Annotated in this window: 20 protein-coding genes and 2 tRNA genes; 16 read left to right on the top strand and 6 right to left on the bottom strand. The window is 65.2% G+C overall.

The features are described 5' to 3' along the window. The first annotated feature begins 24 nt into the window (after positions 1-24). The 5 genes from ileS to O3301_RS07210 all read left to right on the top strand — a co-directional run bounded on the left by ileS (position 25) and on the right by O3301_RS07210 (position 6,448). A complete protein-coding gene (gene ileS, locus O3301_RS07230) occupies positions 25-2,925 on the top strand; it encodes an isoleucine--tRNA ligase (protein ID WP_305056000.1) in 2,901 nt (966 codons plus the stop codon). Between the two features lie 183 nt (positions 2,926-3,108). Further along, on the top strand, positions 3,109-3,612 hold the full coding sequence (gene lspA / locus O3301_RS07225; RefSeq protein ID WP_077407922.1) for a signal peptidase II: 504 nt from the start codon (positions 3,109-3,111) through the stop codon (positions 3,610-3,612). Between the two features lie 17 nt (positions 3,613-3,629). Beyond that, positions 3,630-4,850, top strand: a complete 1,221-nt coding sequence (coaBC, locus tag O3301_RS07220) for a bifunctional phosphopantothenoylcysteine decarboxylase/phosphopantothenate--cysteine ligase CoaBC (protein WP_305055999.1) — start codon at positions 3,630-3,632, stop codon at positions 4,848-4,850. Between the two features lie 34 nt (positions 4,851-4,884). Beyond that, on the top strand, positions 4,885-5,334 hold the full coding sequence (dut, locus tag O3301_RS07215) for a dUTP diphosphatase (RefSeq protein ID WP_099666823.1): 450 nt from the start codon (positions 4,885-4,887) through the stop codon (positions 5,332-5,334). A 10-nt stretch (positions 5,335-5,344) separates the two neighbouring features. Continuing rightward, the gene (locus tag O3301_RS07210; RefSeq protein WP_305055998.1) at positions 5,345-6,448 is read left to right on the top strand and encodes a M48 family metallopeptidase; all 1,104 of its coding nucleotides are present in this window, start codon (positions 5,345-5,347) and stop codon (positions 6,446-6,448) included. Between the two features lie 82 nt (positions 6,449-6,530). Here O3301_RS07210 and O3301_RS07205 read toward each other — a convergent pair whose 3' ends face one another. Continuing rightward, a complete protein-coding gene (locus tag O3301_RS07205; RefSeq protein WP_162835767.1) occupies positions 6,531-6,671 on the bottom strand; it encodes a hypothetical protein in 141 nt (46 codons plus the stop codon). Positions 6,672-6,771: 100 nt separating this feature from the next. Here O3301_RS07205 and O3301_RS07200 point away from each other — a divergent pair, with 100 nt between their 5' ends. The 5 genes from O3301_RS07200 (at position 6,772) to O3301_RS07180 (ending at position 10,526) form a co-directional block, all read left to right on the top strand. Continuing rightward, positions 6,772-7,779 carry an XdhC family protein gene (locus tag O3301_RS07200; RefSeq protein WP_305055997.1) on the top strand — a complete coding sequence of 336 codons (1,008 nt, stop codon included), beginning with the start codon at positions 6,772-6,774 and terminating at the stop codon, positions 7,777-7,779. A 69-nt stretch (positions 7,780-7,848) separates the two neighbouring features. Further along, positions 7,849-8,772 carry a DNA-3-methyladenine glycosylase gene (locus O3301_RS07195; protein WP_305055996.1) on the top strand — a complete coding sequence of 308 codons (924 nt, stop codon included), beginning with the start codon at positions 7,849-7,851 and terminating at the stop codon, positions 8,770-8,772. Between the two features lie 57 nt (positions 8,773-8,829). Continuing rightward, positions 8,830-9,201 (top strand): hypothetical protein, encoded by a 372-nt coding sequence (locus O3301_RS07190; RefSeq protein ID WP_305055995.1) that lies wholly within the window; start codon positions 8,830-8,832, stop codon positions 9,199-9,201. Between the two features lie 21 nt (positions 9,202-9,222). Then, on the top strand, positions 9,223-9,744 hold the full coding sequence (locus tag O3301_RS07185) for an RNA polymerase sigma factor (RefSeq protein ID WP_099666818.1): 522 nt from the start codon (positions 9,223-9,225) through the stop codon (positions 9,742-9,744). After that, a complete protein-coding gene (locus O3301_RS07180; protein ID WP_305055994.1) occupies positions 9,741-10,526 on the top strand; it encodes an anti-sigma factor in 786 nt (261 codons plus the stop codon). The genes O3301_RS07185 and O3301_RS07180 overlap by 4 nt, the downstream gene beginning before the upstream one ends. A 43-nt stretch (positions 10,527-10,569) precedes the next feature. Here the strand turns inward: O3301_RS07180 and mug are convergent, their stop codons facing one another. Then, complete coding sequence (gene mug / locus O3301_RS07175; RefSeq protein ID WP_305052950.1) at positions 10,570-11,091, bottom strand: G/U mismatch-specific DNA glycosylase; 522 nt, start codon at positions 11,089-11,091, stop codon at positions 10,570-10,572. 152 nt (positions 11,092-11,243) lie between these two features. Between mug and O3301_RS07170 the strand changes: the two genes are divergently transcribed. After that, entirely contained in the window at positions 11,244-11,720 is a 477-nt protein-coding gene (locus tag O3301_RS07170) for a (2Fe-2S)-binding protein (RefSeq protein WP_289903870.1), read from the top strand. After that, positions 11,717-14,023 carry a xanthine dehydrogenase family protein molybdopterin-binding subunit gene (locus O3301_RS07165; protein WP_305055993.1) on the top strand — a complete coding sequence of 769 codons (2,307 nt, stop codon included), beginning with the start codon at positions 11,717-11,719 and terminating at the stop codon, positions 14,021-14,023. Before O3301_RS07170 ends, O3301_RS07165 begins: the two co-directional genes overlap by 4 nt. Here O3301_RS07165 and O3301_RS07160 read toward each other — a convergent pair. Beyond that, positions 14,020-15,225 carry an MFS transporter gene (locus O3301_RS07160; protein ID WP_305055992.1) on the bottom strand — a complete coding sequence of 402 codons (1,206 nt, stop codon included), beginning with the start codon at positions 15,223-15,225 and terminating at the stop codon, positions 14,020-14,022. The two genes, O3301_RS07165 and O3301_RS07160, sit on opposite strands and share 4 nt — an antisense overlap. 110 nt (positions 15,226-15,335) lie before the next feature. On the opposite strand from O3301_RS07160, the gene O3301_RS07155 reads away from it, so the two are divergent. Next, positions 15,336-16,124, top strand: a complete 789-nt coding sequence (locus O3301_RS07155) for a helix-turn-helix transcriptional regulator (protein ID WP_289903867.1) — start codon at positions 15,336-15,338, stop codon at positions 16,122-16,124. 59 nt (positions 16,125-16,183) lie between these two features. Here O3301_RS07155 and O3301_RS07150 read toward each other — a convergent pair. Together O3301_RS07150 and O3301_RS07145 are read right to left on the bottom strand one after the other, a co-directional pair. After that, positions 16,184-16,260 (bottom strand) — tRNA-Met (locus O3301_RS07150). 163 nt (positions 16,261-16,423) lie between these two features. Continuing rightward, a tRNA-Met gene (locus tag O3301_RS07145) sits at positions 16,424-16,500 on the bottom strand. Between the two features lie 224 nt (positions 16,501-16,724). Between O3301_RS07145 and O3301_RS07140 the strand changes: the two genes are divergently transcribed. From O3301_RS07140 to O3301_RS07130, 3 genes are read left to right on the top strand one after another with little or no spacing between them, the layout of a single operon-like run. Further along, a complete protein-coding gene (locus O3301_RS07140; RefSeq protein ID WP_099666811.1) occupies positions 16,725-17,303 on the top strand; it encodes an NUDIX hydrolase in 579 nt (192 codons plus the stop codon). A 30-nt stretch (positions 17,304-17,333) separates the two neighbouring features. Continuing rightward, positions 17,334-18,050 carry a leucyl/phenylalanyl-tRNA--protein transferase gene (gene aat / locus O3301_RS07135; protein ID WP_251350684.1) on the top strand — a complete coding sequence of 239 codons (717 nt, stop codon included), beginning with the start codon at positions 17,334-17,336 and terminating at the stop codon, positions 18,048-18,050. Between the two features lie 60 nt (positions 18,051-18,110). After that, positions 18,111-18,833 carry an arginyltransferase gene (locus O3301_RS07130; RefSeq protein WP_099666809.1) on the top strand — a complete coding sequence of 241 codons (723 nt, stop codon included), beginning with the start codon at positions 18,111-18,113 and terminating at the stop codon, positions 18,831-18,833. Between the two features lie 43 nt (positions 18,834-18,876). Here O3301_RS07130 and O3301_RS07125 read toward each other — a convergent pair whose 3' ends face one another. Beyond that, complete coding sequence (locus tag O3301_RS07125) at positions 18,877-22,188, bottom strand: S41 family peptidase (RefSeq protein WP_305055991.1); 3,312 nt, start codon at positions 22,186-22,188, stop codon at positions 18,877-18,879. Positions 22,189-22,247 lie beyond the last annotated feature (59 nt).

Raw genomic sequence — 22,247 nt, 5'->3', positions numbered from 1 at the left:
TACTCCATACCATTAAAGAAGATTATGTCCGATCAAAACAAGCCAGCCACGCCCAAGCAGAACAAGAAGCCTGAAAGCAAATACCCGGTCAACATGACGGAAACCCCGTTCCCGATGCGCGGCGACATGGCCAAGCGCGAGCCGCAATGGGTACAGCAATGGCAAGACAAGAAAATCTACGAGCGCGTGCGCAAGGCTGCCGCCGGCCGTCCGAAATTCATCCTGCATGACGGCCCGCCGTACGCGAATGGCGATATCCACCTGGGCCACGCCGTCAACAAGATCTTGAAGGACATGGTCGTCAAGTCGCGCTCGCTGGCCGGCTTCGACGCGCCGTATGTACCGGGCTGGGATTGCCACGGCATGCCGATCGAGATCCAGATCGAAAAACTGCACGGCAAGAACCTGCCGACGGCCGAAGTGCTGGAAAAGGCCCGCGCCTACGCCAACGTGCAAGTCGAGCGCCAGAAGAAGGACTTTATTCGCCTGGGCGTGCTGGGCGAGTGGGACAACCCGTATCTGACCATGGCGCACGGCAATGAAGCGGACGAATTGCGCGCGCTGGGCAAGCTGCTGGAAAAAGGCTATGTGTACCGCGGCTTGAAGCCCGTCAACTGGTGCTTCGACTGCCAGTCGGCGCTGGCCGAGGCGGAAGTGGAATACGCGGAAAAGCGCGATCCCGCCATCGACGTCGGATTCAAGTTCGCCGAGCCGGAAAAACTGGCAGCCGCCTTCGGCCTGCCTTCCCTGCCGACCGATAACGGTTTCATCGTCATCTGGACCACCACGCCGTGGACCATCCCGTCGAACCAGGCGCTGAACGTGCACCCGGAAGTCAAATACGCGCTGGTGAAAGCCGAGCGCGAGGGCCAGCCGCTGCTGCTGATCCTGGCGCAAGACCTGGTCGTCGCCAGCCTGGCGCGCTTCAAGCTCGATGGCACGACCATCGCCACCTGCGACGGCGCGGCCCTGGCCGGCATCAGCTTCCGCCACCCGCTGCATGCGGCCGATGCCTTCTATGACCGTCTGTCGCCCTTGTACCTGGCCGAATACGTGACCACGGAAAGCGGCACGGGCGTGGTGCACTCGGCGCCAGCCTACGGCCTGGACGACTTCATCTCGTGCAAGGCGCACGGCATGAAGGACGACGACATCATCAAGCCCGTCATGGGCGACGGCAAGTTCGCCTCGACCCTGCCCCTGTTCGGCGGCATGACCATCTGGGAAGCGTCGAAGCCGATCTGCAACGCCCTGCGCGAAGCCGGTGCGCTGTTCGAAGTCAAGATGTTCGACCACAGCTACATGCATTGCTGGCGCCATAAGACGCCGATCATCTACCGCGCCACCTCGCAGTGGTTTGCCGGCATGGACGTGACGCCGAAAGACGGCGGCGCGACCTTGCGCGAAACGGCCTTGAAAGGCATCGCCGACACCGAGTTCTTCCCCGACTGGGGCCAGGCGCGCCTGCACGGCATGATCGCCAACCGTCCCGACTGGACCCTGTCGCGCCAGCGCCAGTGGGGCGTGCCGATGGCTTTCATCGTGCACAAGGAAACGGGCGACCTGCATCCGCGCACGCCGGAACTGCTGGAGCAAGTGGCCAAGCTGATCGAAAAAGGTGGCATCGAGGCCTGGCAGGCGCTGGACCTGGCTGACCTGATCGGCGACGAAGCGGCCATCTACGCGAAGAACAAGGACACGCTGGACGTGTGGTTCGATTCCGGCGCCACGCACCAGACGGTGCTGGGCGGCCCGCAAGCGCACGGTTCGCACTCGACGCAGCTGCAATTCCCGGCCGACCTGTACCTGGAAGGCTCGGACCAGCATCGCGGCTGGTTCCACTCGTCCCTGCTCGTGTCGTCGATGCTCAATGGCCGTCCGCCGTACAAGGCCCTGCTGACGCACGGCTTCACGGTCGATGGCGAAGGCAAGAAGATGTCGAAGTCGCTGGGTAACACGCTGGCGCCGCAAAAGATCTCGGACACCCTGGGCGCGGACATCCTGCGCCTGTGGATCGCCTCGACCGATTACACGGGCGAACTGTCGATCTCCGACGAAATCCTGAAACGCGTGACGGAATCGTACCGCCGCATCCGCAACACCCTGCGCTTCCTGCTGGCGAACACCTCGGACTTCAATCCGGCCACGGACGCCGTGCCGGTGGCCGAGATGTTCGAAATCGACCGCTATGCGCTGGCCAACATGGCCTCGCTGCAAACGCAGATCGAGAACAACTACGCGCGCTACGAATTCCACCCGGTCGTGTCGAAGCTGCAGACGTACTGCTCGGAAGACCTGGGCGGCTTCTACCTGGACATCCTGAAGGACCGCCTGTACACCTCCGGCCTGACGTCGCACGCGCGCCGTTCGGCGCAGACAGCCCTGTGGCACATCACGCAAAGCCTGCTGCGCCTGATGGCCCCGGCCCTGTCGTTCACGGCCGAGGAAGCGTGGGCCGTCTTCGCCGGCAGCGAAGCGTATGCCGCCAGCGATGAAACCATCTTCACGCAAACCTGGTGGCAGCTGCCGGAAGTGGCGGATGCGGCCGACCTGCTGGAGAAATACACGGCCCTGCGCGCCGTGCGCACGGACGTGACGAAGCAGCTGGAAGACTTGCGTACCTCGGGCGCCATCGGCTCGTCGCTGCAGGCGGAGCTGACGATCAAGGCCGCGCCGATGAAGTACAAGCTGTTGACGACCCTGGGCGAGGACTTGAAATTCGTCTTCATCACCTCGCAGGCCAGCGTGGCCGAAGTGGCCGACGAAGCGGCCGAGGAAATTGTCGTGGCCGCGTCGACGGCGCCGAAGTGCGAGCGCTGCTGGCACTACCGCAGCGACGTGGGCACGGACGCCGCGCATGCCACCCTGTGCGGCCGCTGCGTCAGCAACCTGTTTGGCAAGGGCGAAGTTCGCCGCTTCGCCTAAACAACGGCGTCAAAATCTGCTGCGCGTCGCGATTTGCGGCCTGCGATGCTCACCGTACTAGAGTACGGTTGCGCTTCTCGGCCACAAATCGCTGCCGCTCGCTACGATTTTGCCCGCCGTTGTATGCTATCCGTCCAACCGCCGCCTGCTGCCAGGCGGCGGCTTTATCTTCCCTGGAAAAATATGGCCACTAAAAACCGTTTTTCATCGAAACCGCAATCGCCGCTGACGCTGTGGCTGGGCATTGCCGCCATCGTCATCCTGTTCGACCAGATCACCAAGATCACGATCCTGAAGACCTTCCGCTATGCGCAGGAAATGGTCATCACCTCGTATTTCAACCTGGTGCTCGCGTATAACAAAGGCGCCGCATTCAGCTTCCTGTCCGACCAGGGCGGCTGGCAGCGCTATTTCTTCACCGGCATCGCCCTGGCGGCCGCCATCTACATCATCTACCTGCTGAAAAAGCACGCCGGCCAGCGCATGTTCTGCTGGGCCCTGTCGCTGATCCTCGGCGGCGCGCTGGGCAACGCCATCGACCGCCTGATGTACGGCCACGTGGTCGACTTCCTCGACTTCCACTGGAAAAGCTGGGGCCATTTCCCCGCTTTCAATATCGCCGACAGCGCCATCTGCATCGGCGCGGCCCTGTTCATCATCGATGAACTGCGCCGGGTAAACAAATAAACACGCAGGAGAACGGCATGGAACTGTCCGGCAAAAAAATCGTCCTGGGACTCTCGGGCGGCGTCGCCTGCTACAAGGCGGCGGAATTGTGCCGCGCACTCACAAAAGCAGGCGCCTCGGTGCAAGTGGTGATGACGGATGCGGCCAGCCACTTCATCACGGCCGTCACGATGCAGGCCCTGTCCGGCCACCCCGTGCACACGAGCCAGTGGGATGCGCGCATAGCCAACAACATGGCGCATATCGATTTGACGCGCCATGCGGACGCGATTTTGATCGCGCCGTGTTCCGCCGACTTCATGCGCAAGCTGGCGCACGGCGTGTGCGACGACCTGCTGTCGACCCTGTGCCTGGCCCGCCCATCCCACCTGCCCCTGCTGGTGGCGCCGGCCATGAACGTGGAAATGTGGCAAAACCCCGCCACGCAACGCAATGTGCAGCAGCTGCGCGACGACGGCATCAAGCTGTTCGGCCCGGCCGCCGGCGAACAGGCGTGCGGCGAAACGGGGCTGGGCCGCATGCTGGAACCGGAACAGCTGCTGACGGAGCTGATCGCCGCCTTCCAGCCGAAGGTATTGGCGGGCAAGCGCGTGCTGGTCACGGCCGGCCCCACGTTCGAAGCCATCGACCCCGTGCGCGGCATCACCAATCTGTCCTCGGGCAAGATGGGCTATGCGGTGGCGCGCGCGGCGCGCGAAGCGGGCGCCGAGGTGCTGCTCATTTCCGGCCCCACGGCCCTGGACGCCCCCTTCGGCGTGCGCCGCATCGACGTGCAAAGCGCACAGCAGATGCACGATGCGGTACTCGCCCACGTCGATGGCCAGCATGTCTTCGTCGCCGTGGCCGCCGTGGCCGACTGGCGCGTGGCCAACGCCAGCGAACAAAAGATGAAAAAGCAGGCCGACGGCTCCGTGCCGGAGCTGCAGTTCGCGCAAAATCCCGACATCCTGGCCACCGTGGCGGCGCGCACCAACCTGGCCGGCTATCCGTACTGCGTCGGTTTTGCCGCCGAATCGGAAAACCTGGTGGAATTCGGCTCGACCAAGCGCGAAAAGAAGGGCATCCCCTTGCTGGTCGGCAATATCGGCCAGAACACCTTTGGCCAGGATGACAACACCATCATCCTGTTCGACGAGGAAGGCCATACCGTACTGCCGCGCGCCCCGAAACTGAACCTGGCGCGCCAGCTGATTTCGGAAATCTCGAAGCGGCTGGCCAAGAATTCGCTGCTCAAATAACCTTTTATACGACTTAGCTTAGTTAGTTAGATTAATGAAAAATATCGACATCAAGATCCTCGACGCCCGCATGAAAGAAATGCTGCCGGCCTACGCCACACCCGGCAGCGCCGGCCTGGACCTGCGCGCCTGCATCGACGAGGCGATCACCATCGAAGCCGGCCAGACCGTGCTCATTCCCACGGGCCTGGCCATCCACATCGGCGACCCGTCGTATGCGGCCATGATCCTGCCGCGCAGCGGCATGGGCCACAAAAACGGCATCGTATTGGGGAATCTGGTAGGCTTGATCGACTCCGATTACCAGGGCCAGTTGATGGTATCGACCTGGAACCGGGGCCAGAGCGCTTTCACGCTCAATCCCATGGAACGCCTGGCGCAACTGATTATCGTGCCGGTGCTGCAAGTGGGCTTTAACGTCGTCGAGGAATTCGGCGACAGCGAACGCGGTGTTGGCGGTTTCGGCAGCACCGGCAAACATTAAGGATCGTCTTATGCCAGGTTTCCGCCATCTGATCACAGCCCCAACTTCGCTGCGCCAACTGGCCACTCCCCTCCTGCTGGCCAGTGCGGCCATGCTGGCCGGCTGTACCACGCCAACGACGCATGTCAGCGGCCCGTTCAACGTGGTGCCGGCGCCCGATGCGCCCGCCCCGACGGCGCAGCAAAAGGCGGCGCAGGAAGAACTGGTGAAGATGGTGGCCCTGCAGGACCGCCTGTCGAAAGTCTCGGCGCCCCTGCTGATCAACAATGCGGACCTGTGCAAGACGTATGCGCGCAACTTGCTGGGCTTCACGGCGCAGAACAAGTATTCCTACCCCGGCATCTATGCCGACGCGGCGCAGGCGGCTCTCGGCTACGGCGAACAGATGCAAGTCTCCGGCGTCTTGCCGGGCAGCGGCGCCGCACGCGCCGGCTTGCGCAAGGGCGACGGCTTGCTGGCCGCCGAAGGCAAGCCGCTGCCGGCCGGCCCAAAGGCGGAAGGCCCGTTTGGCGCCATCGTCGGCCCGCTGGCCTCGAAAAGCGCGAACCTGAACATGACCATCGCCCGCGACGGCCAGCAGCAGGACCTGAAGATTCCCGTCACGCGCGCCTGCGCCTTCCGCGTCGCCCTGGGCAATGCGGACAATATCAACGCGTATTCGGACGGCGCGCGCATCATGCTCACGCGCGGCATGGTCAATGCGGCGCAAAACGACGAAGGCATCGCCTTTGTCATCGCCCGCGAAATGGCGCACAACATCCTCGACCACGCGCGCAGCCAGCGCACGGCAGGGACGGCCGGCAGCATCATCGACAGCCTGGGCGCCGTGCAGCCCGACGTGTCGATGCTGACGGGCGCCGCCGGCATCAAGGCCATGCCGCAGGAACTCGACGTGCAAGCCGACACCCTGGCCATCTACCTGCTGGCGCGCGCAGGCTACAACGTCGACAACGCGGCCCGCTTCTGGCAGCGCCTGGCCACGCAAGTGCCGGCCACGGTCGCCAACGGCTACACGGCCCTGCATCCGGGTACCAACTCGCGCATGGCCGCCGTCAACCGCGCCGTCATCGACGTGCGCGCCAAGCAGGCGGCGAAGAAACCGCTGAAGCCTTAGAGCGCCTACCATAACCTACTGCGCGTCGCGCTTTGCGGTCTGCGATGCTCACTGTGCTCAATCCTGATCAAACAGGGTTTGCTCAGGCCCCCGGGAAGTTGGGGAAGTAGGTGCCCATGATCCAGGTCAGGGCACCGCAGAACACCACGGCTAGAAACAGGACAATGAGCAGCTTGCCGAACTTGGGAATACCCTCTTCTTGCGTCTTGACTTCATTTGACATGAAAATTCTCCGCAGGGTGGTGGAACAGGTAGTATATCCACAATCTTGAATACTTTTCCATACTTTGCCGCAAACATGCGGCATGTAACTCGCGCGCGCCATGGACAGCATCGACCTTGAAGTTCTGAAAACCAGCGCCGCCTGGCTCGCCGCCGGCCGCCGCTGCGAACTCGTCACCGTCATCAAGACCTGGGGTTCCAGCCCCCGTCCCGTGGGCGCCACCCTGGCCATCTGCGACGATGGCACGGTGGTCGGTTCCGTTTCCGGCGGCTGTATCGAAGATGACTTGATCGACACCGTGCGCGTGCACGGTATCGTGCGCAGGCGGCCCGAAATCGTCAGCTACGGCATCAGCGCCGACGAGGCGCACCGCTTCGGCCTGCCCTGCGGCGGCACCATCGAACTGGCCATCGAGCCGCTGCACGCGGGCAGCCGCGTGGCCGAACTGCTGGCGCGCCTGGAAGCCCATGAACTCGTCGAGCGCCGCCTCGATCTGCGCAGCGGCGCGGTCACCCTGCAGCGCGCCACGCCGGGCGCCGTGCTGGCCCTGGAAGACGGGGCGCTCACCACGCAGCACGGCCCGCGCTGGCGCCTGCTGATCATCGGCGCCAGCCAGCTGTCGCGCTTCGTGGCGCAAATCGCCACGGCCATGGATTACCACGTCATCGTCTGCGACCCGCGCGAGGAATACCGGGGCGGCTGGAACGTACCGGGCGTGCCCCTGCTGCACGCCATGCCGGACGACCTGGTGCTGGAATTAAAGCTCGACAGCCGCAGCGCCGTCGTCGCCCTCACGCACGACCCCAAGCTCGACGACCTGGCCCTGATGGAAGCATTGAAATCCCCAGCGTTCTACGTGGGCGCCATCGGCTCGCGCGCGAATAACGCCAAGCGGCGCGAACGGCTGCTGCAATTCGACGTCAGCGCCGAGCAGCTGGCGCGCCTGCACGCCCCCATCGGCCTGTACATCGGCAGCAAGACGCCGGCCGAAATCGCCATTTCCATCCTGGCCGAACTGACGGCCGTGAAAAACGGCGTGCCCGACGCGCTGCAGATCCAGCACGCGGCCGCCTTGAGCCCGCCCAACCCTGACCTCTGCGTGCGCTGAAGCCTGCAAAGCAAGAAACGGGATGCGCCAGCATCGTCCCCCTGATACCTTCCCTGACTTTGGCCCGCCATGACCCTGCTGCACTGGACCCTCCCCCTGCCCGCCGGCTACCGCCGCGACGACGTCATCGCCTTCCACAGCCGGGATACGCAAGCCGTGGCGGAACAAGTCACGCCGACAGGCCTGCGCAAGGGCATCCTGCTTGCCGGCGTACCCGTCGTACTGGACGTGGCCTTCACGCAGGATGCCGCCATCTGCCAGGCAGACCTCGACGACAATGACGACACCGTCGCCGACCTGCAAACGCCGCTGCACGGCGCCCTGCTGAACATCCTCGGCCTGCGCATCGACCCGCAGCCGTTCGCGCACCTGGCCGCCGCCGACCCGCTGCTGGCGCCCTTGATCCGCGTCAACCCGGGCTTGCGCATCGTGCAATCGGCCAGCCCCTTCGAAGCGCTGACCTGGGCCATCATCGGCCAGCAAATCAACCTGCCGTTCGCCATTTCCCTGCGCCGCACCTTCATCGTGCAGGCGGGACGCCAGCATGGCAGCGGCTTATGGTGCTACCCGGAGGCACGCGACGTGGCGCGGCTATCCGTCGAGGATTTGACGAGCCGCAAATTCTCGCGTGCCAAGGCGGAAACCGTGCTGCGCCTGGCGCATCTCGTCAACGATGGAGAACTGTCGCTGGAGCTACCCCCTTCCGGCGACGTGGCGGCCATTTCGCAGGCGCTGCTGGCCGTGAAGGGCATCGGCCCGTGGACCGTCAACTATGCGCTGCTGCGCGGCTACGGCTATGCCGACTGCTCGCTACATGGCGACGTGGCCATCCGCGCCGCCCTGCAAAAGCTGCTCGGCGAAGAGGTCAAGCCGGACATGGCGCGCACGGAGCAGTGGCTGCGCCAGTACGCGCCGCACCGCACCATGGCCGCCGCCCACCTGTGGGCCAGCCTGCACGCGCCGGAAAAAAATATTTTGCCGGCCGGGGAATAAACGGCGGGCGGCACGCGTCTATCCCTTGCAAGCCCCCAAAACCTCAAGGAGACCACCATGCGCTTTACCACTTTTGCCGCCACCGCCCTTTTCACCGCCTTGTCCGCCCCGCTGGCCTTTGCCGCCGACGTCATGCCCGCCAACGGCATGCTGGTCAACGCCAGCGGCATGACCGTGTATGTGTTCGACAAGGATATCGCCGACAGCGGCAAGAGCGCCTGCAGCGGCGGCTGCCTGGTGGCCTGGCCCGCCGTCATCGCCACCGAAGCGGCGCCCGCCGCCCCGTATGGCAGCATCAAGCGCGAAGACAACGGCGCCATGCAGCTGACCTACAAGGGCAAGCCCCTGTACCTGTACAAGGAAGACAAGAAACCGGGCGACGCGGCCGGCGACAATTTCAAGAACGTGTGGCACGTCGCCAAGCCTTAAGCACGCCATCCCGCCGCCACGATGACCACGCAAGAGGACAGCCGCCAGCTGCAAGCCTGCCTGCCCGGCCTGCGCCGCTATGCGCGCGCGCTGGCGGGCGCCGCGCACGCGGACGACCTGGTGCAGGATACCGTGGAGCGGGCCTGGCGCAAGTTCGACCAGTGGCAGCGCGGTGGCGAGATGCGGCCCTGGCTGTTTTCCATCATGCATAACCTGCACGTGGATCAACTGCGCCGCCCCGGCCTGGCGCTGCAGGAACTCGACGACGACGCCCTGCTGCCCGCGCCGGAGCGCGCGCCAGGGCAGGCCATCGCCATCGGCGAAATGGATGCGGCGCTGGCCCGTTTGCCGCTGGGGCAGCGCGAAGTCATCCTGCTCGTCGCGCTGGAACAGATGCCGTACGAGCAGGTGGCGTCCACGCTGGGCATCCCCGTCGGCACCGTCATGTCGCGGCTGTCGCGCGGGCGCGAGCGGCTGCGCGAACTGCTCGACGGCCGCCCCGCCGGCAGCCATGGCGCCCCTACCCTGAAAGTCGTGAAATGACAACGCAAGCCATCAGCGAAGCGCAATTGCACGCCCTGGCCGACGGCGTCCTGCCCGAGGAGCAGCGCGCGGCCATCGACGCCCACCTGCGCGCGCACCCCGAGGACGCCGCCAGGGTGGATGCGTGGCGCGAACAGAACTGGCAATTGCGCGCCCTGTTCGATCCCGTGCTGGACGAAACCGTGCCGCCGGCCCTGCGGCAGGCGGCATCGCCAGCGGCGGCAAACGGCGCCTGGCGCCGCCCCGCCATGCAGGCGGCAGCGGCCATCGTGCTGCTCATCGCCGGCGGCGCGGGCGGCTGGCTGCTGCGCGGCGGCGATGGCACGAGCGCCAGCGCCAGCCCCCTGACCCTGGCGCGCAGCGCCGCCATCGCGCATGCCGTCTACACGCCCGAAGTACGCCACCCCGTCGAGGTGGGCGCGGCACAGGAAGCGCACCTGGTGCAATGGCTGTCGAAACGCCTGGGCACGCAACTGCAGCCGCCCGCGCTGTCGCCACTCGGCTATCACCTGATCGGCGGGCGCTTGCTGCCCGGCGACGGCGACGGCCCCGTAGCGCAATTCATGTACGAAGATGGCGCTGGCAAGCGCCTGACCCTGTACGTGGCCAAGGAACGGGCGGGCAGGCAGGAAACGGCTTTCCGCTATACGCAGGAAAAGGATCTGAGCGTGTTTTACTGGATCGACGGCCAGCTCGGTTATGCCCTCTCGGCGAGCCTGCCCAAACGGGAACTGGGCAAGATCGCCGACGCCGTGTACGCGCAGCTGGAGCAAGCCCGCTAAGCCCCTCCATCCATGCGCAAGTGCGCTGAACGCCAGTCAAGTATCAGCCCAGCGCGCGCTTGAGTTCCGCATACGCGTCGACCAGCCGCTCCTTCGAATAGCCGCGATTGAGGCCACTCGGATTGGGCAAGATCCACACGCGCGCGCCGCCGAAGCGCTCTGGCTGCTCGCCCCACGCCAGCTGGCGTTTTCCCGTCATCGCCGCGTAGGCGGCCTTGCCCAGAAAGGCGATCCACTGCGGCTGCGCCCATGCCAGCTTGTGCCGCAGGCCCGCCGCCGCTTGCGCAAATTCGTCCTTCCCCACCTGATCCGCGCGGCTGGTCGGTCGTCCGACGGCCGCCGTCAAGCCCAGCCCGAAACCGAGCACGCTGGCATCGTCCTGCGGCGCCACCAGGTGCGGCGTGAAGCCGGCCAGGTGCAGCACGGGCCAGAAGCGGTTGCCGCGGCCGAGAAAATGGTGGCCGGCGGCCGCCGCGTCCACGCCGGGATTGAGGCCGCAAAAAACCACCTGCAAGCCGGGAGCGAGGATGTCGGGCAAGCCCGGCGCCGTTGTGGGGTATGTCATGGAAAACTCCGATATCAGAAGCCGCAGTATGCCACCGGCGCCATCTCCTGCAGCGCAGGGCGAGCGGTGCTACCATCCCCTACTGATGAGCTAATCCGTCTGGCGGATGGCCGTCGCGCTGTCCCGCACCATCCCCACTCCGAGGAATACACATGACGACCCTGACCATCAATGGCAAGCAGCACGACCTTGCACTGCCTGAAGACACGCCCCTGCTGTGGGCCCTGCGCGACGAACTGGGCATGACCGGCACCAAATTCGGCTGCGGCATGGCCCTGTGCGGCGCCTGCACCGTGCACCTCGATGGCGAAGCCATCCGCTCCTGCGTGACGCCCATGTCGGCCGCCGCAGGCAAGAAGATCACCACCATCGAAGCGGTGGGCGAAGACAAGGTCGGCCTTGCGCTGCAACAAGCCTGGCAGGAACACGGCGTGCCACAATGCGGTTACTGTCAGGCCGGGCAAATCATGTCGGCCACGGCCCTGCTGCACAAGACGCCGAGACCGAACGACCAGCAAATCCGCGAAGCGATGAGCGGCAATATCTGCCGCTGCGGCACCTACACGCGCATCCACGCGGCCATCAAGCAGGCTGCAAGCAGCATCCACGCAAAAGGAGCGGCCAAATGAGCATCCATGACACTGCCGCAGCACATTCGCCTGCGCGGCGCAACTGGCTCAAGGCCGCCGGCGCGCTGACCGGTTTGACCCTGTTGGCCGGCCCTTCCGGCCTCGTGATGGCGGCCGATGCCGTCAAATACGGCGGCGACAATATGGCTGGCGGGGTGGTCGACGACACCCTGGTCTTCCTGTCGATCGGCGCCGACGGCATCGTCACCATCGTGGCGCACCGCTCCGAAATGGGCCAGGGCATCCGTACCAGCCTGCCCATGGTGGCGGCCGACGAACTGGGCGCCGACTGGGCGCAGGTGCGCGTGCAGCAGGCGCCCGCCGACGAAGCGCGCTACGGCAGCCAGGATACGGACGGTTCGCGCAGCATGCGCCACTCGTTCCGCGCCATGCGCCACGTGGGCGCCACGGCGCGCCTGATGCTGGAAACGGCCGCCGCCGTGCGCTGGGACGTACCCGTGACCGAAGTGAAAGCCGTCAATCATGCGGTCGTGCATGCGGCCAGCGGACGCTCGCTGTCCTTCGGCACGCTGGCCGAAGACGCGGCCAAGTTGCCCGTGCCGCCACGCGCGCGCATCAGCCTGAAAACGGCGGGCGAGCTGCGCTACATCGGGCAAACCAGCACGCGCGGCATCGACTTGCACGACATCGTCACGGGCAACACCCACTTCGGCATCGACACGCGCCTCGATGGCATGGCGTATGCCGTCATCGCCCGTCCGCCCGTCTTCGGCGGCAAGCTGAAAAGCGTGGACAAGACGGCGGCCCTGAAAGTGCCGGGCGTGCTGCGCATCGTCGAACTGGCGGGCAGCCCGCCGCCGGCCATGTTCAATCCGCTGGGCGGCGTGGCCGTCATCGCCAGCAACACCTGGGCCGCCATCAAGGGCCGCGAAGCGCTGGTGCTGGAATGGGACGACGGTCCGAACGGCGCCTACGATTCGAAAGCCTTCCGCAAGACGCTGGAAGCGGCCGTGCGCCAGCCGGCCAGCCCGGCGCGCGACCAGGGCAAGACGGTGGCGACCTTGGCCGCCGCTCCCGCCGCGCGAAAATTCAGCGCCGAGTACTATCTGCCCCACCTGGCCCACGCCACCATGGAGCCGCCCGCCGCCACCGTACGCATCGCCAACGGCAAGGCCGAAGTGTGGGCCTGCGTGCAGGCGCCGCAGGCGACGCGCAGCAACGTGGCCAAGGCCCTGGGCCTGGCGTATGACGACGTGACCGTCCACGTGACCCTGCTCGGCGGCGGCTTCGGGCGCAAATCGAAACCCGATTTCGCCGTCGAGGCGGCGCTGCTGTCGAAAGCCATGGATGGCGCGCCCGTCAAACTGACGTGGACGCGCGACGACGACCTGCAGCACGACTACCTGCATACGGTATCGGTCGAACGGCTGGAAGCGTCGCTCGACGCGAAAGGCATGCCGACGGCCTGGCTGCACCGCACGGCCGCCCCCACCATCACGTCGACCTTCGCCGCCGGCGCGAACAAGCAGGCGCCGTTCGAACTGGGCATGTCGGCCATCAACGTGCCGTTCGCCATTGCGAACATCCGCGTCGAAGTGCCCGAGGTGCCGGCCCACACGCGCATCGGCTGGTTCCGTTCCGTGTCGAACATCCCGCACGCGTTTGCCATCCAGTCGTTCACGGCCGAACTGGCGCATGCGGCGAAGAAGGACCACCGCGACTACCTGCTGGCGCTCCTGGGCCCCGCGCGCAAGATCAACCCGGCCGACCTGTCCGACGGCTGGAACTATGGCGAAGATCCGGCGAAGTATCCGGTCGATATCGGCCGCATGCGCCACGTGATCGAGCTGGCGACGGCCAAGGCGGGCTGGGGCCGCAAGCTGCCCAAGGGACGGGGGCTGGGCCTGGCCGTGTCCTACAGTTTCGTCACCTATGTGGCGGCCGTGATCGAAGTGGAGATCAATGCGGCCGGCGAAGTCATCGTGCCGAGGGTCGACATCGCCATGGATTGCGGCCCGCAGATCAACCCGGACCGCGTGCGCTCGCAGATCGAGGGCGCCTGCATCATGGGCCTGTCCCTGGCCATGAGCGGCGAAATCAGCTTTAAAAATGGTCGGGTCGAGCAAAGCAATTTCCACGACTACGCCGTGCTGCGCGCCGCCGACGCGCCGCGCGTGATCCACACGCACCTGGTGCCGGGCACCCTGGACATGGAGCTGGGCGGCGTGGGCGAGCCGGCCACGCCGCCCATCGCGCCCGCCCTGTGCAACGCCATCTTCGCCGCCACGGGCAAGCGCATCCGCGCCCTGCCCGTGGGCATGCAACTGGCGAAGAAAGGCTAGCCGCGCCGCGCCGCCGGCAACTGCAGCAGCAAGGCGGCGGCGGCGACCAGGGCGGCGCCGGCCGCCAGCAGCCACATGGGCCAGTCCAGCAGGAGCAGCACCCCGCCCGTGGCGGCGCCGATGGCGCTGCCCAGGTACAGCGCTGATTCGTTGAGGGCGATGGCCAGGTTGCCGTCGCCCTGGCGCGCGCGCACGGCCAGCAGTCGCTGGTTTTGCGGCACTTGCAGGGCCCAGCCGGCCGCGCCCCACAGCACGATAGGCGCGAGCATCAGCCAGGCCGACCAGCCGGCCGCCAGCGGCAGCGCGCCCAAGGCCAGCGCCAGCAGCAGCAAGATGAGCCAGGTCAGTTTCGGCGCCGCCACCTTGTCCGCCCATGGCCCGACCAGCACGCTGCCAACGATGCCTCCCACGCCCCACGCCCACAGGAAAGGCGTGGCGGAGATCGCCAAGCCCTGCGCCGACCACGCCAGCAGCGGCGCGATGAAGGTGTACATGCCCAGGCTGGCGATAGCCGCCAGCAGCGACACGAGCAGGATGGCCAGCACCTGCCCGTCGGCCAGCAAGGCCAGCTTGCGGCGCAGCGAGATGGCCGGCGCGGACGATGCGGCAGGCAGCGCGGGCAGCTTCCACAGCAAGCCCGCCAGCGCCAGCGCACCGAGAAGCGCCACCAGCCACAGGGCCGCGGCCCAGCCCAGCTGCTGCGCCAGCAGCAAACTCAAGGGCACGCCCAGCACCGTGCCGCCCGCCATGCCGCCCATGATCACGCCGATGGCCTTGCCCCGCTGCTGCGGCGCCGACACGCCGGCCGCCGCCGCGATGCCCAGCGCCAGGTACACGCCCGCACCGATGCCGGCGATGGCGCGCCATGCCAGCAAACCGCTGAAACCGGGCGCCAGCGCGCTGGCCCCGTTAGCCAGCACGAACACGCCCAGGGCGACCAAAAGGCCGGAGCGCTGCGCGCGCGCCGGCAGCAAAGCCACCATCAGCGGCGAGCCGAGGCCATAGGCCAGCGTAAACGCCGTCACCAGCTGCGCCGCCATCGCCAGGGAAACGGAAAACGCGCCGGCGATCATCGGCATCAGGCCTGCCGTCACATACGACGCCATGCCCAGCGCGAACGCGCCCACGGCGATCAGATAGACGGTGGCGGGCAGCACGGCGGCGGAAGTGCCAGTACTGGCGTGAGAAGAATAGTCGGACATGGGCAAGCCTTCGGGAAGAAAGCAGGCATTCTGGAATACAATATAAACAATTACAATTTAACTGTTTATGCTATTACTGATAGCAACAGGCTTACCTGAAAGGCAGCACCATGCGCACTTTGGCCCGCACCCGCCACGAACTGGCCGCCTACCTGCAGGCGCGCCGCGCACGCCTGTCGCCGGAAGACGTGGGTTTGCCCGGCGGCGGGCGGCGCAGGACGCCCGGCTTGCGCCGTGAAGAAGTGGCGGCGCTGGCCGGCGTGGGACTGACCTGGTACACCTGGCTGGAACAGGGGCGCGACATCGGCGTCTCGAGCGCCTTTCTCGACAAGCTGGCCGAAGTGCTGAAACTGGACGCGGGCGAACGCCGCCACCTGTTCCTGCTCGCGCACGCGCGTCCGCCGGCCGAAGAGGGCAAGACGTTTTGCGTGGTGCCGCCGCCGGTGCGCCGCCTGATGCACGAACTGGCGCATCCCGCGTATGTGCTCAACCTGCGCTGGGACGTGCTGGCGTTCAATGCGGGCGCGGACGCCCTGTTCGGCTTCGGCGCGCATGTGCCGGCGCGGCGCAATCTGCTGTGGCTCTTGTTTACCGATCCGCTGCTGCGCTCGCGCTTCATCGGCTGGGAAGAGCAGGCGCCGCTGATGCTGTCGAGCTTTCGCCGCGACTATGCGCGCGCCACGCAGGAAGCGGACATTCACGCGCTGGTGGACGAACTGGAAAAAGTCTCGCCCGAATTCAAGCTGTGGTGGCGCCGCCACGACGTGCATGCGCCATGTGCTGGCGTGCGCTGCCTGGACGTCGGCGGCGAAGGCATCGCATATGAGCACACCTCGCTGACCATCGATGCGGACCGCCACCTGCGGCTGGTCGTGTATGCGCGCCAGCTGCCAGAGTAAACACCGCCGCACAACGAAAAAACCGCTGACCCTCTTGCGAGGAATCAGCGGCTTCGAATTGGTTGCGGGGACAGGATTTGAACCTGTGACCTTCGGGTTATGAGCCCGACGAGCTGCCAGACTGCTCCACCCCGCAGCAGAATTATATACCAGATTGTTGCGAGGCGTAAAGGGCAAGATTTGACAATTGCATGCGCGCCCCGCCTCGCGAAGATTGCCGATAGGCAGATGATGGGGTGCGCCAGGCGGAAATGAAAAAAGCCGCCGATCTTTTGCAAGAATCAGCGGCTTTCCGGTATTGGTTGCGGGGACAGGATTTGAACCTGTGACCTTCGGGTTATGAGCCCGACGAGCTGCCAGACTGCTCCACCCCGCACAAGAATTATAAGGGCAAACAGGTGACTTAGGCAATAGCTATCTCAACTTAGACCGCAATAGAGCCATTTTATTAAAAATGCGTTCCAAAGTGCGTCAAGCAGCTTGGCCAATTGCCGGTTGGCATTGTGTCCGCCCGTCACGCCACGCCGCACGCAATCGGTGTACAGTAAGCGGTGTACAGTAAGCGTTACACTAGACATCATTCTTTTCCTAAGCCCGCCCATGAAATTCTGCTCCGAATGCGCCCATCCTGTCAGCCTGTCCATCCCGGAAGGCGACAACCGTCCACGCTATGTGTGCGCCAACTGCGACGCCATCCATTACCAGAACCCGAAAATGGTGGTCGGCTCGATTCCCGTCTGGGAAGAGGATGGCCAGTTGCAGGTCTTGCTGTGCAAGCGGGCCATCGAACCGCGCCTGGGCTACTGGACCCTGCCGGCCGGCTTCATGGAAAACGATGAAACGACGTCGGATGCGGCCGAGCGCGAAACGGTGGAGGAAGCGGGCGCCAATATCGAACTGGGGCCCCTGTTCTCGCTGCTGAACGTGCAGCGCGTGCACCAGGTGCACCTGTTCTACCTGGCGCGCCTGCGCGACCTCGATTTCGCACCGGGCATCGAAAGCCTGGACGTGCAGCTGTTTACGGAAGCGCAGATTCCCTGGGATGACCTGGCCTTCCCCACCATCCGCGCCACCCTGGAACTGTTCTTTGCCGACCGCGTGAAAATCCGCGAAGGCGGCAGCTACGGCGTGCATACGGGCGACATCACGCGCCCGATGGCACGCACGGATGCAGAATAAGCTCCCCTCACCTGCCACCTTTGACGCCGCATGATTCCCTGGCTCGACATCCACACCCCGTTCCCCGACGTCTCGCGCGCCCTGACCGACGAGGCGCCCGGCCTGCTGGCGGCCGGTGCCGACCTGTCGCCCGCGCGCCTGCTCGACGCCTACCGGCGCGGCATCTTCCCCTGGTTTTCCGAAGGCCAGCCTATTTTGTGGTGGAGCACCGATCCGCGCATGGTGCTGATGACGGAGCATTTCAAGGTCTCCGACAGCCTGGCCAAGGCGATCCGCAAGGTCGAACGCAGCGCCGCCACGGACGGGCGCTGGCAGCTGCGCTTCGACGGCGATTTCGACGCCGTCATGCGCGCCTGCGCCGCGCCGCGCAAGGATGGCCCGGGAACGTGGATTTCCGACGAAATCATCGCCGGCTACACGGGCTTGCACAAGCTGGGCTACGCGCACTCGTCGGAACTGTGGCTGGACGGGGAACTGGTGGGCGGCGCGTATGGCGTGTCGATCGGGCGCATGTTCTATGGCGAGTCGATGTTCGCGCGCGTGACGGATGGCTCGAAGATCGCGCTGGCGCACCTCGTGCGCTTCCTGAAGGACCGCGGCGTGGCCATGATTGACTGCCAGCAAGAAACAAGACACCTGGCGTCGCTGGGCGCGGCGCCCATTTCGCGCGCGCGCTTCCTGGCCCACGTGCGCGTCGCCATTGAAGCAGCGCAAATCACGGATTGGCAGGCTGCACCGCCGGCATAAAAAAGCTATGATATCTCCACGCAGACTTCCATTGCCGCGGACAGACCAGACAGGATCAGCATGACGCACCTGAACGAACTACCGTTTGCCACCCTGCAGTTCTACACGACGGCGCCCTACCCGTGCAGCTACCTGGACGACCGCCAGGCCCGCTCGCAGGTGGCCACGCCCTCGCACCTGATCAACAGCGACGTGTATTCGGAACTGGTGCGCAACGGCTTCCGCCGCAGCGGCATTTTTACTTACCGCCCGTATTGCGATGGCTGCCAGGCCTGCATTCCCGTGCGCGTCGTGACGGGCGAGTTCACCCCGAACCGCAACCAGCGCCGCGCCTGGAGCCGCCACGCCGACCTGCAGGCGGGCGTGGCCACCCTGTCCTTCCTCGACGAGCACTACGAGCTGTACCTGCGCTACCAGAGCACGCGCCACGCGGGCGGCGGCATGGACCAGGACAGCCGCGACCAGTACGCGCAATTCCTGCTGCAAAGCCGGGTCAATACGCGCCTGGTGGAGTTTCGCGATGCCGAAGGCATCCTGCGCATGGTCAGCATCATCGACGTGCTGGCCGACGGCCTGTCGTCCGTCTACACCTTTTTCGATCCGGACGTGCCGGGCGCCTCCTACGGCACCTACAACGTGCTGTGGCAAATCGCCCAGGCCCGCGAACTGGGCCTGCCCTACATCTACCTGGGCTACTGGATAAAGCAAAGCCCGAAGATGGCGTACAAGATCAATTTCAAACCCTTGGAAGCCCGCATCAAGGGGCAGTGGGTCATCCTGTAAAAAAAGGGGCTCGCGCCCCTTTTTTCATGCCTGCCGTACCGGCTTACCTGCTCTTGTCCGGAAACGCAGGACGCTTGGGCTGCACGGGCGGATTCTTCGCCAGTTCGGCCTGGATCACCTCGATCGCCTTTTCCAGCTGCGGATCGCGGCCGGCGATGACGTCGGCCGGCGTTTGCTCGACGTCGATATCGGGCGGTACGCCTTCATTTTCCACGCCCCAGCCATTCTCGCGCGTCCAGAACGCCAGGTTCGGCGCCGTGATGAAGCCGCCGTCCATCAGCACGGGGAAGCCCAGTACGCCCACCAGGCCGCCCCACGTCGCCTTGCCGATCAGCGGACCCATGTTGTTTTTGCGGAACATCCACGGTAGCAGGTCGCCGCCCGAACCGGCCGTCTCGTCGATCAGCATGGCGCGCGGCCCCTGGATCGAGGCGGACGGCGTCTTCATGTCGGCGCCATAGCGCATGGTCCACCAGGCGATTTCCTTCTTCTGCAGGATCTCGATGTAGTAATCGGCCACGCTGCCGCCGCCGTTGAAACGCTCGTCGACAATGATGGCCTGCTTGTCCGCCTGCGGGAAGAAGTAGCGCTTGAAGTAGGTATGGCCCAGCCCCGCCGTATTCGGCACGTACACATACGCCACCTTGCCGCCCGTGGCCGCATTGACCTTGCGCATATTGCCTTCGATCCAGTCGCGGTTGCGCAAGGCATCCTCGGTCGGAACGGGCACCACGGTGATCGTGCGCGCGCCCTTGCCATCAGCCGACGGTCCCACGGTCAGGTCGACGGCCTTGCCGGCCGTATTTTCGAAGGCGCTGTAGATATTCGTCGGCGGCAGCAAAGGACGGCTGTCGACGGCCAGCAGGTATTCGCCCGCCTTGACGTTCAGGCCCGGCTCCGTCAGCGGCGCGCGCAGGGCCGGATTCCAGTTCAAGCCGCCATACACCTTCTTGAAGCGGTAATGGCCGTCGCGCACTTCATAATCGGCGCCCAGCAAGCCCCCCGGCACCTTCTTCGCCTCGATAAAATCGTCGCCGCCGCCGCCCCGGTGGTGGCCGACGGCCAGTTCGCTGCACATCCACTGTATCAACCGGTTCAGGTCCGCGCGGCTGGACAGCTCGGGCAGGAACACGGCGTACTTGTCGCGCATGGCCTTCCAGTCCATGCCATGCATGCCCGGGTCATAGAAATAATCGCGGTTGATGCGCCACACCTCGTTGAAAATCTGCGTCCATTCGGCGCGCGGATCGGCCTTCACTTCGATGGCGTCGACCTTGATCTTGCCCTCGCCCGGCGCCAGCAGCTTGCCCGTGGCCGACCCCATGGCCCAATTGTCCTTCTGGCGGTACAGCAGCTTCTTGCCATCGGCCGAGACTTCGAAATCATCGGCTTCCGCCACCACGGTTTCCGCCTTGCGCTCCTTCAGATCGAAGCGCTGCACGGCCTTCTTGCCGTCGCTTTCGCGCAGCAGGAAGATTTGCCCCGCAGCGCCAGCCGTCAGGCTGGAGAACTGCGCGGCCGGCAGCGGCAAGTCGACGATGCGCGTGGCGATGCCGTCGAAATCGATGTGGATCGGCGCCACCGGCGCCACGACCACTTTCGGGTCGTCGCGCCCCGTCTTCGGGTCGACCTTCGGCTCGCTCTTCGCTTCCGCTTCCCCCTTTGCCGTGTCTTTTTTACTCTCCGCGCCGGCCGCCTTTTCCTCGTCGCTTTCCTTGATCAGGGGCGACGGCAAGTCGCGCCGCAGCACGGCCATCCACACGGTGCGCGTCACCAGATTGTCTTCGTTCTGCTGCGAGAACCAGTTGTTGCTGGGGCCAGCATTCGTCGAGGCGAAGAAGTACAGGTATTTGCCGCTCTTGTCGAACACGGGCTGGGCCACGTCGGACAAGCCGTCGGTCACCGGCATCGACTTGTTCTGCTCGACGGAATAGATGTAGGCGCTGCGCGTGTAGGTGGGCGAATTGAGCGTATAGGCCAGCCAGCGCGAATCGGGCGCCCACGAGGCGCGCATGCTCTTGTCGACGCCATACATCGGCTCCGTGGCGATTCTTTGCACCTTGCCCGTGCCGACATCGATCACGTACATGCTCCAGCCATTGTCGGCAAATGCGATCTTCCTGCTGTCAGGCGACCAGACGGCGTTGTCATAGAAACCGCTGCCATTGAGCTTGAGCTTTTTCACGGCGCCCTTGCCGTCCTGCGAGCGCACATGCAGTTCATATTCTCCCGACTCGTCCGAGAAATACGCGACCGAGCGGCCATCGGGCGACCAGATGGGCGTGCGCTCGTGGGCGCCGGCCGTCTGCGTCAGGTTGCGCACGTCGCCCTTGTCGGCGGGGATGGTGACGATTTCGCCCCGGTATTCGAAGGCGATGCGCGCACCCGACGGCGAAATCGACGCGTCGCGGATGTATTTCGCGTTCTTGACCCAGCGGGGGCGCGCCTGCCCCAGGTCGCTGGCCACGGCGATGACCAGCTTGTGCGCCTGGCCGCTGGCGATGTCGAGCGAGTGCAGATAACCGGCCTGCTCGTAGACGATGGTGCCGTTCGCCGCCGACGCGTTCAGCACGGGGAAATCCTTGTGCTGCGTCAACTGGCGCACGGCTTTCGTCTTGACGTCGTAGGCAAACAGGTTGAATTCGCCGTTGCGGTCCGAGCGGAAGTACACGGTATCCTTGATCCACATCGGATCGACGTCGTTCGAGCGCGTCGTCGGCTGGGGGATTTTTTCAATCGATTTGTCGCTGGACGAAAACAGCCACAGCCAGGAATTGGTGCCGCCCCGGTAGCGCTTCCACTGCTTGAAGGCGGGCGCCAGCGGGTTGTAGGCGATGCGCTGGCCATCGGGAGAATACGTGGCGCGCGACGCGTTGGGGATTTCCAGCTGGGTTTCCACGCCGCCCGCCACCGGCACCGTGAACAGCTTCTGGAAGCGGTTGTTGAAGGCGGCGCGGGGCGAGGTGAACATCACGGACTGGCCATCGGGGGTGAACGATTGCGCCAGATCAACACCCGGGTGGAAGGTCAGGCGGCGCGGCACGCCGCCGGCGGCCGCGATCACATACACGTCGACATTGCCGTCGATGTTCGCGCTATACGCGATCAGGCTGCCGTCGGGCGAAAACACGGGGTTCGATTTGTCGCCCAGATCGGAGGTCAGGCGCCGCGCGCCGCCACCGTCCAGGTTCGATAGCCATACGTCGCCCGCATAGATGAAGGCGATGTGGCGGCTGGAGACGGCCGGTTCGCTCAGCATGCGGGTGTCTTGCGTATTGGGCAGTGCCAGGGCCGGATGGCTCAGCAGCAGTGCGCTGGCGGCTGCGATGGCGGTCAGGATGCGTGTCTTTTTCAATCGATGTCTCGCTTATGAAGTCAACAGAACAAAGAAAAAACAGGAAGGTCCACGGTCGA

The sequence above is a fragment of the Janthinobacterium sp. SUN211 genome, from assembly GCF_030587315.1.
GTDB classification, from domain to species: domain Bacteria; phylum Pseudomonadota; class Gammaproteobacteria; order Burkholderiales; family Burkholderiaceae_D; genus Janthinobacterium; species Janthinobacterium kumbetense.
The sequence above is the reverse complement of the archived record's forward strand: the minus strand, read 5'-3'. Positions and strand labels throughout refer to the sequence as shown.

Coding starts and splice junctions, on each gene's coding strand:
- ileS (WP_305056000.1), top strand. CDS start 25: ATGTCCGATCAAAACAAGCCAGCCACGCCCAAGCAGAACAAGAAGCCT.
- lspA (WP_077407922.1), top strand. CDS start 3,109: ATGGCCACTAAAAACCGTTTTTCATCGAAACCGCAATCGCCGCTGACG.
- coaBC (WP_305055999.1), top strand. CDS start 3,630: ATGGAACTGTCCGGCAAAAAAATCGTCCTGGGACTCTCGGGCGGCGTC.
- dut (WP_099666823.1), top strand. CDS start 4,885: ATGAAAAATATCGACATCAAGATCCTCGACGCCCGCATGAAAGAAATG.
- O3301_RS07210 (WP_305055998.1), top strand. CDS start 5,345: ATGCCAGGTTTCCGCCATCTGATCACAGCCCCAACTTCGCTGCGCCAA.
- O3301_RS07205 (WP_162835767.1), bottom strand. CDS start 6,671: ATGTCAAATGAAGTCAAGACGCAAGAAGAGGGTATTCCCAAGTTCGGC.
- O3301_RS07200 (WP_305055997.1), top strand. CDS start 6,772: ATGGACAGCATCGACCTTGAAGTTCTGAAAACCAGCGCCGCCTGGCTC.
- O3301_RS07195 (WP_305055996.1), top strand. CDS start 7,849: ATGACCCTGCTGCACTGGACCCTCCCCCTGCCCGCCGGCTACCGCCGC.
- O3301_RS07190 (WP_305055995.1), top strand. CDS start 8,830: ATGCGCTTTACCACTTTTGCCGCCACCGCCCTTTTCACCGCCTTGTCC.
- O3301_RS07185 (WP_099666818.1), top strand. CDS start 9,223: ATGACCACGCAAGAGGACAGCCGCCAGCTGCAAGCCTGCCTGCCCGGC.
- O3301_RS07180 (WP_305055994.1), top strand. CDS start 9,741: ATGACAACGCAAGCCATCAGCGAAGCGCAATTGCACGCCCTGGCCGAC.
- mug (WP_305052950.1), bottom strand. CDS start 11,091: ATGACATACCCCACAACGGCGCCGGGCTTGCCCGACATCCTCGCTCCC.
- O3301_RS07170 (WP_289903870.1), top strand. CDS start 11,244: ATGACGACCCTGACCATCAATGGCAAGCAGCACGACCTTGCACTGCCT.
- O3301_RS07165 (WP_305055993.1), top strand. CDS start 11,717: ATGAGCATCCATGACACTGCCGCAGCACATTCGCCTGCGCGGCGCAAC.
- O3301_RS07160 (WP_305055992.1), bottom strand. CDS start 15,225: ATGTCCGACTATTCTTCTCACGCCAGTACTGGCACTTCCGCCGCCGTG.
- O3301_RS07155 (WP_289903867.1), top strand. CDS start 15,336: ATGCGCACTTTGGCCCGCACCCGCCACGAACTGGCCGCCTACCTGCAG.
- O3301_RS07140 (WP_099666811.1), top strand. CDS start 16,725: ATGAAATTCTGCTCCGAATGCGCCCATCCTGTCAGCCTGTCCATCCCG.
- aat (WP_251350684.1), top strand. CDS start 17,334: ATGATTCCCTGGCTCGACATCCACACCCCGTTCCCCGACGTCTCGCGC.
- O3301_RS07130 (WP_099666809.1), top strand. CDS start 18,111: ATGACGCACCTGAACGAACTACCGTTTGCCACCCTGCAGTTCTACACG.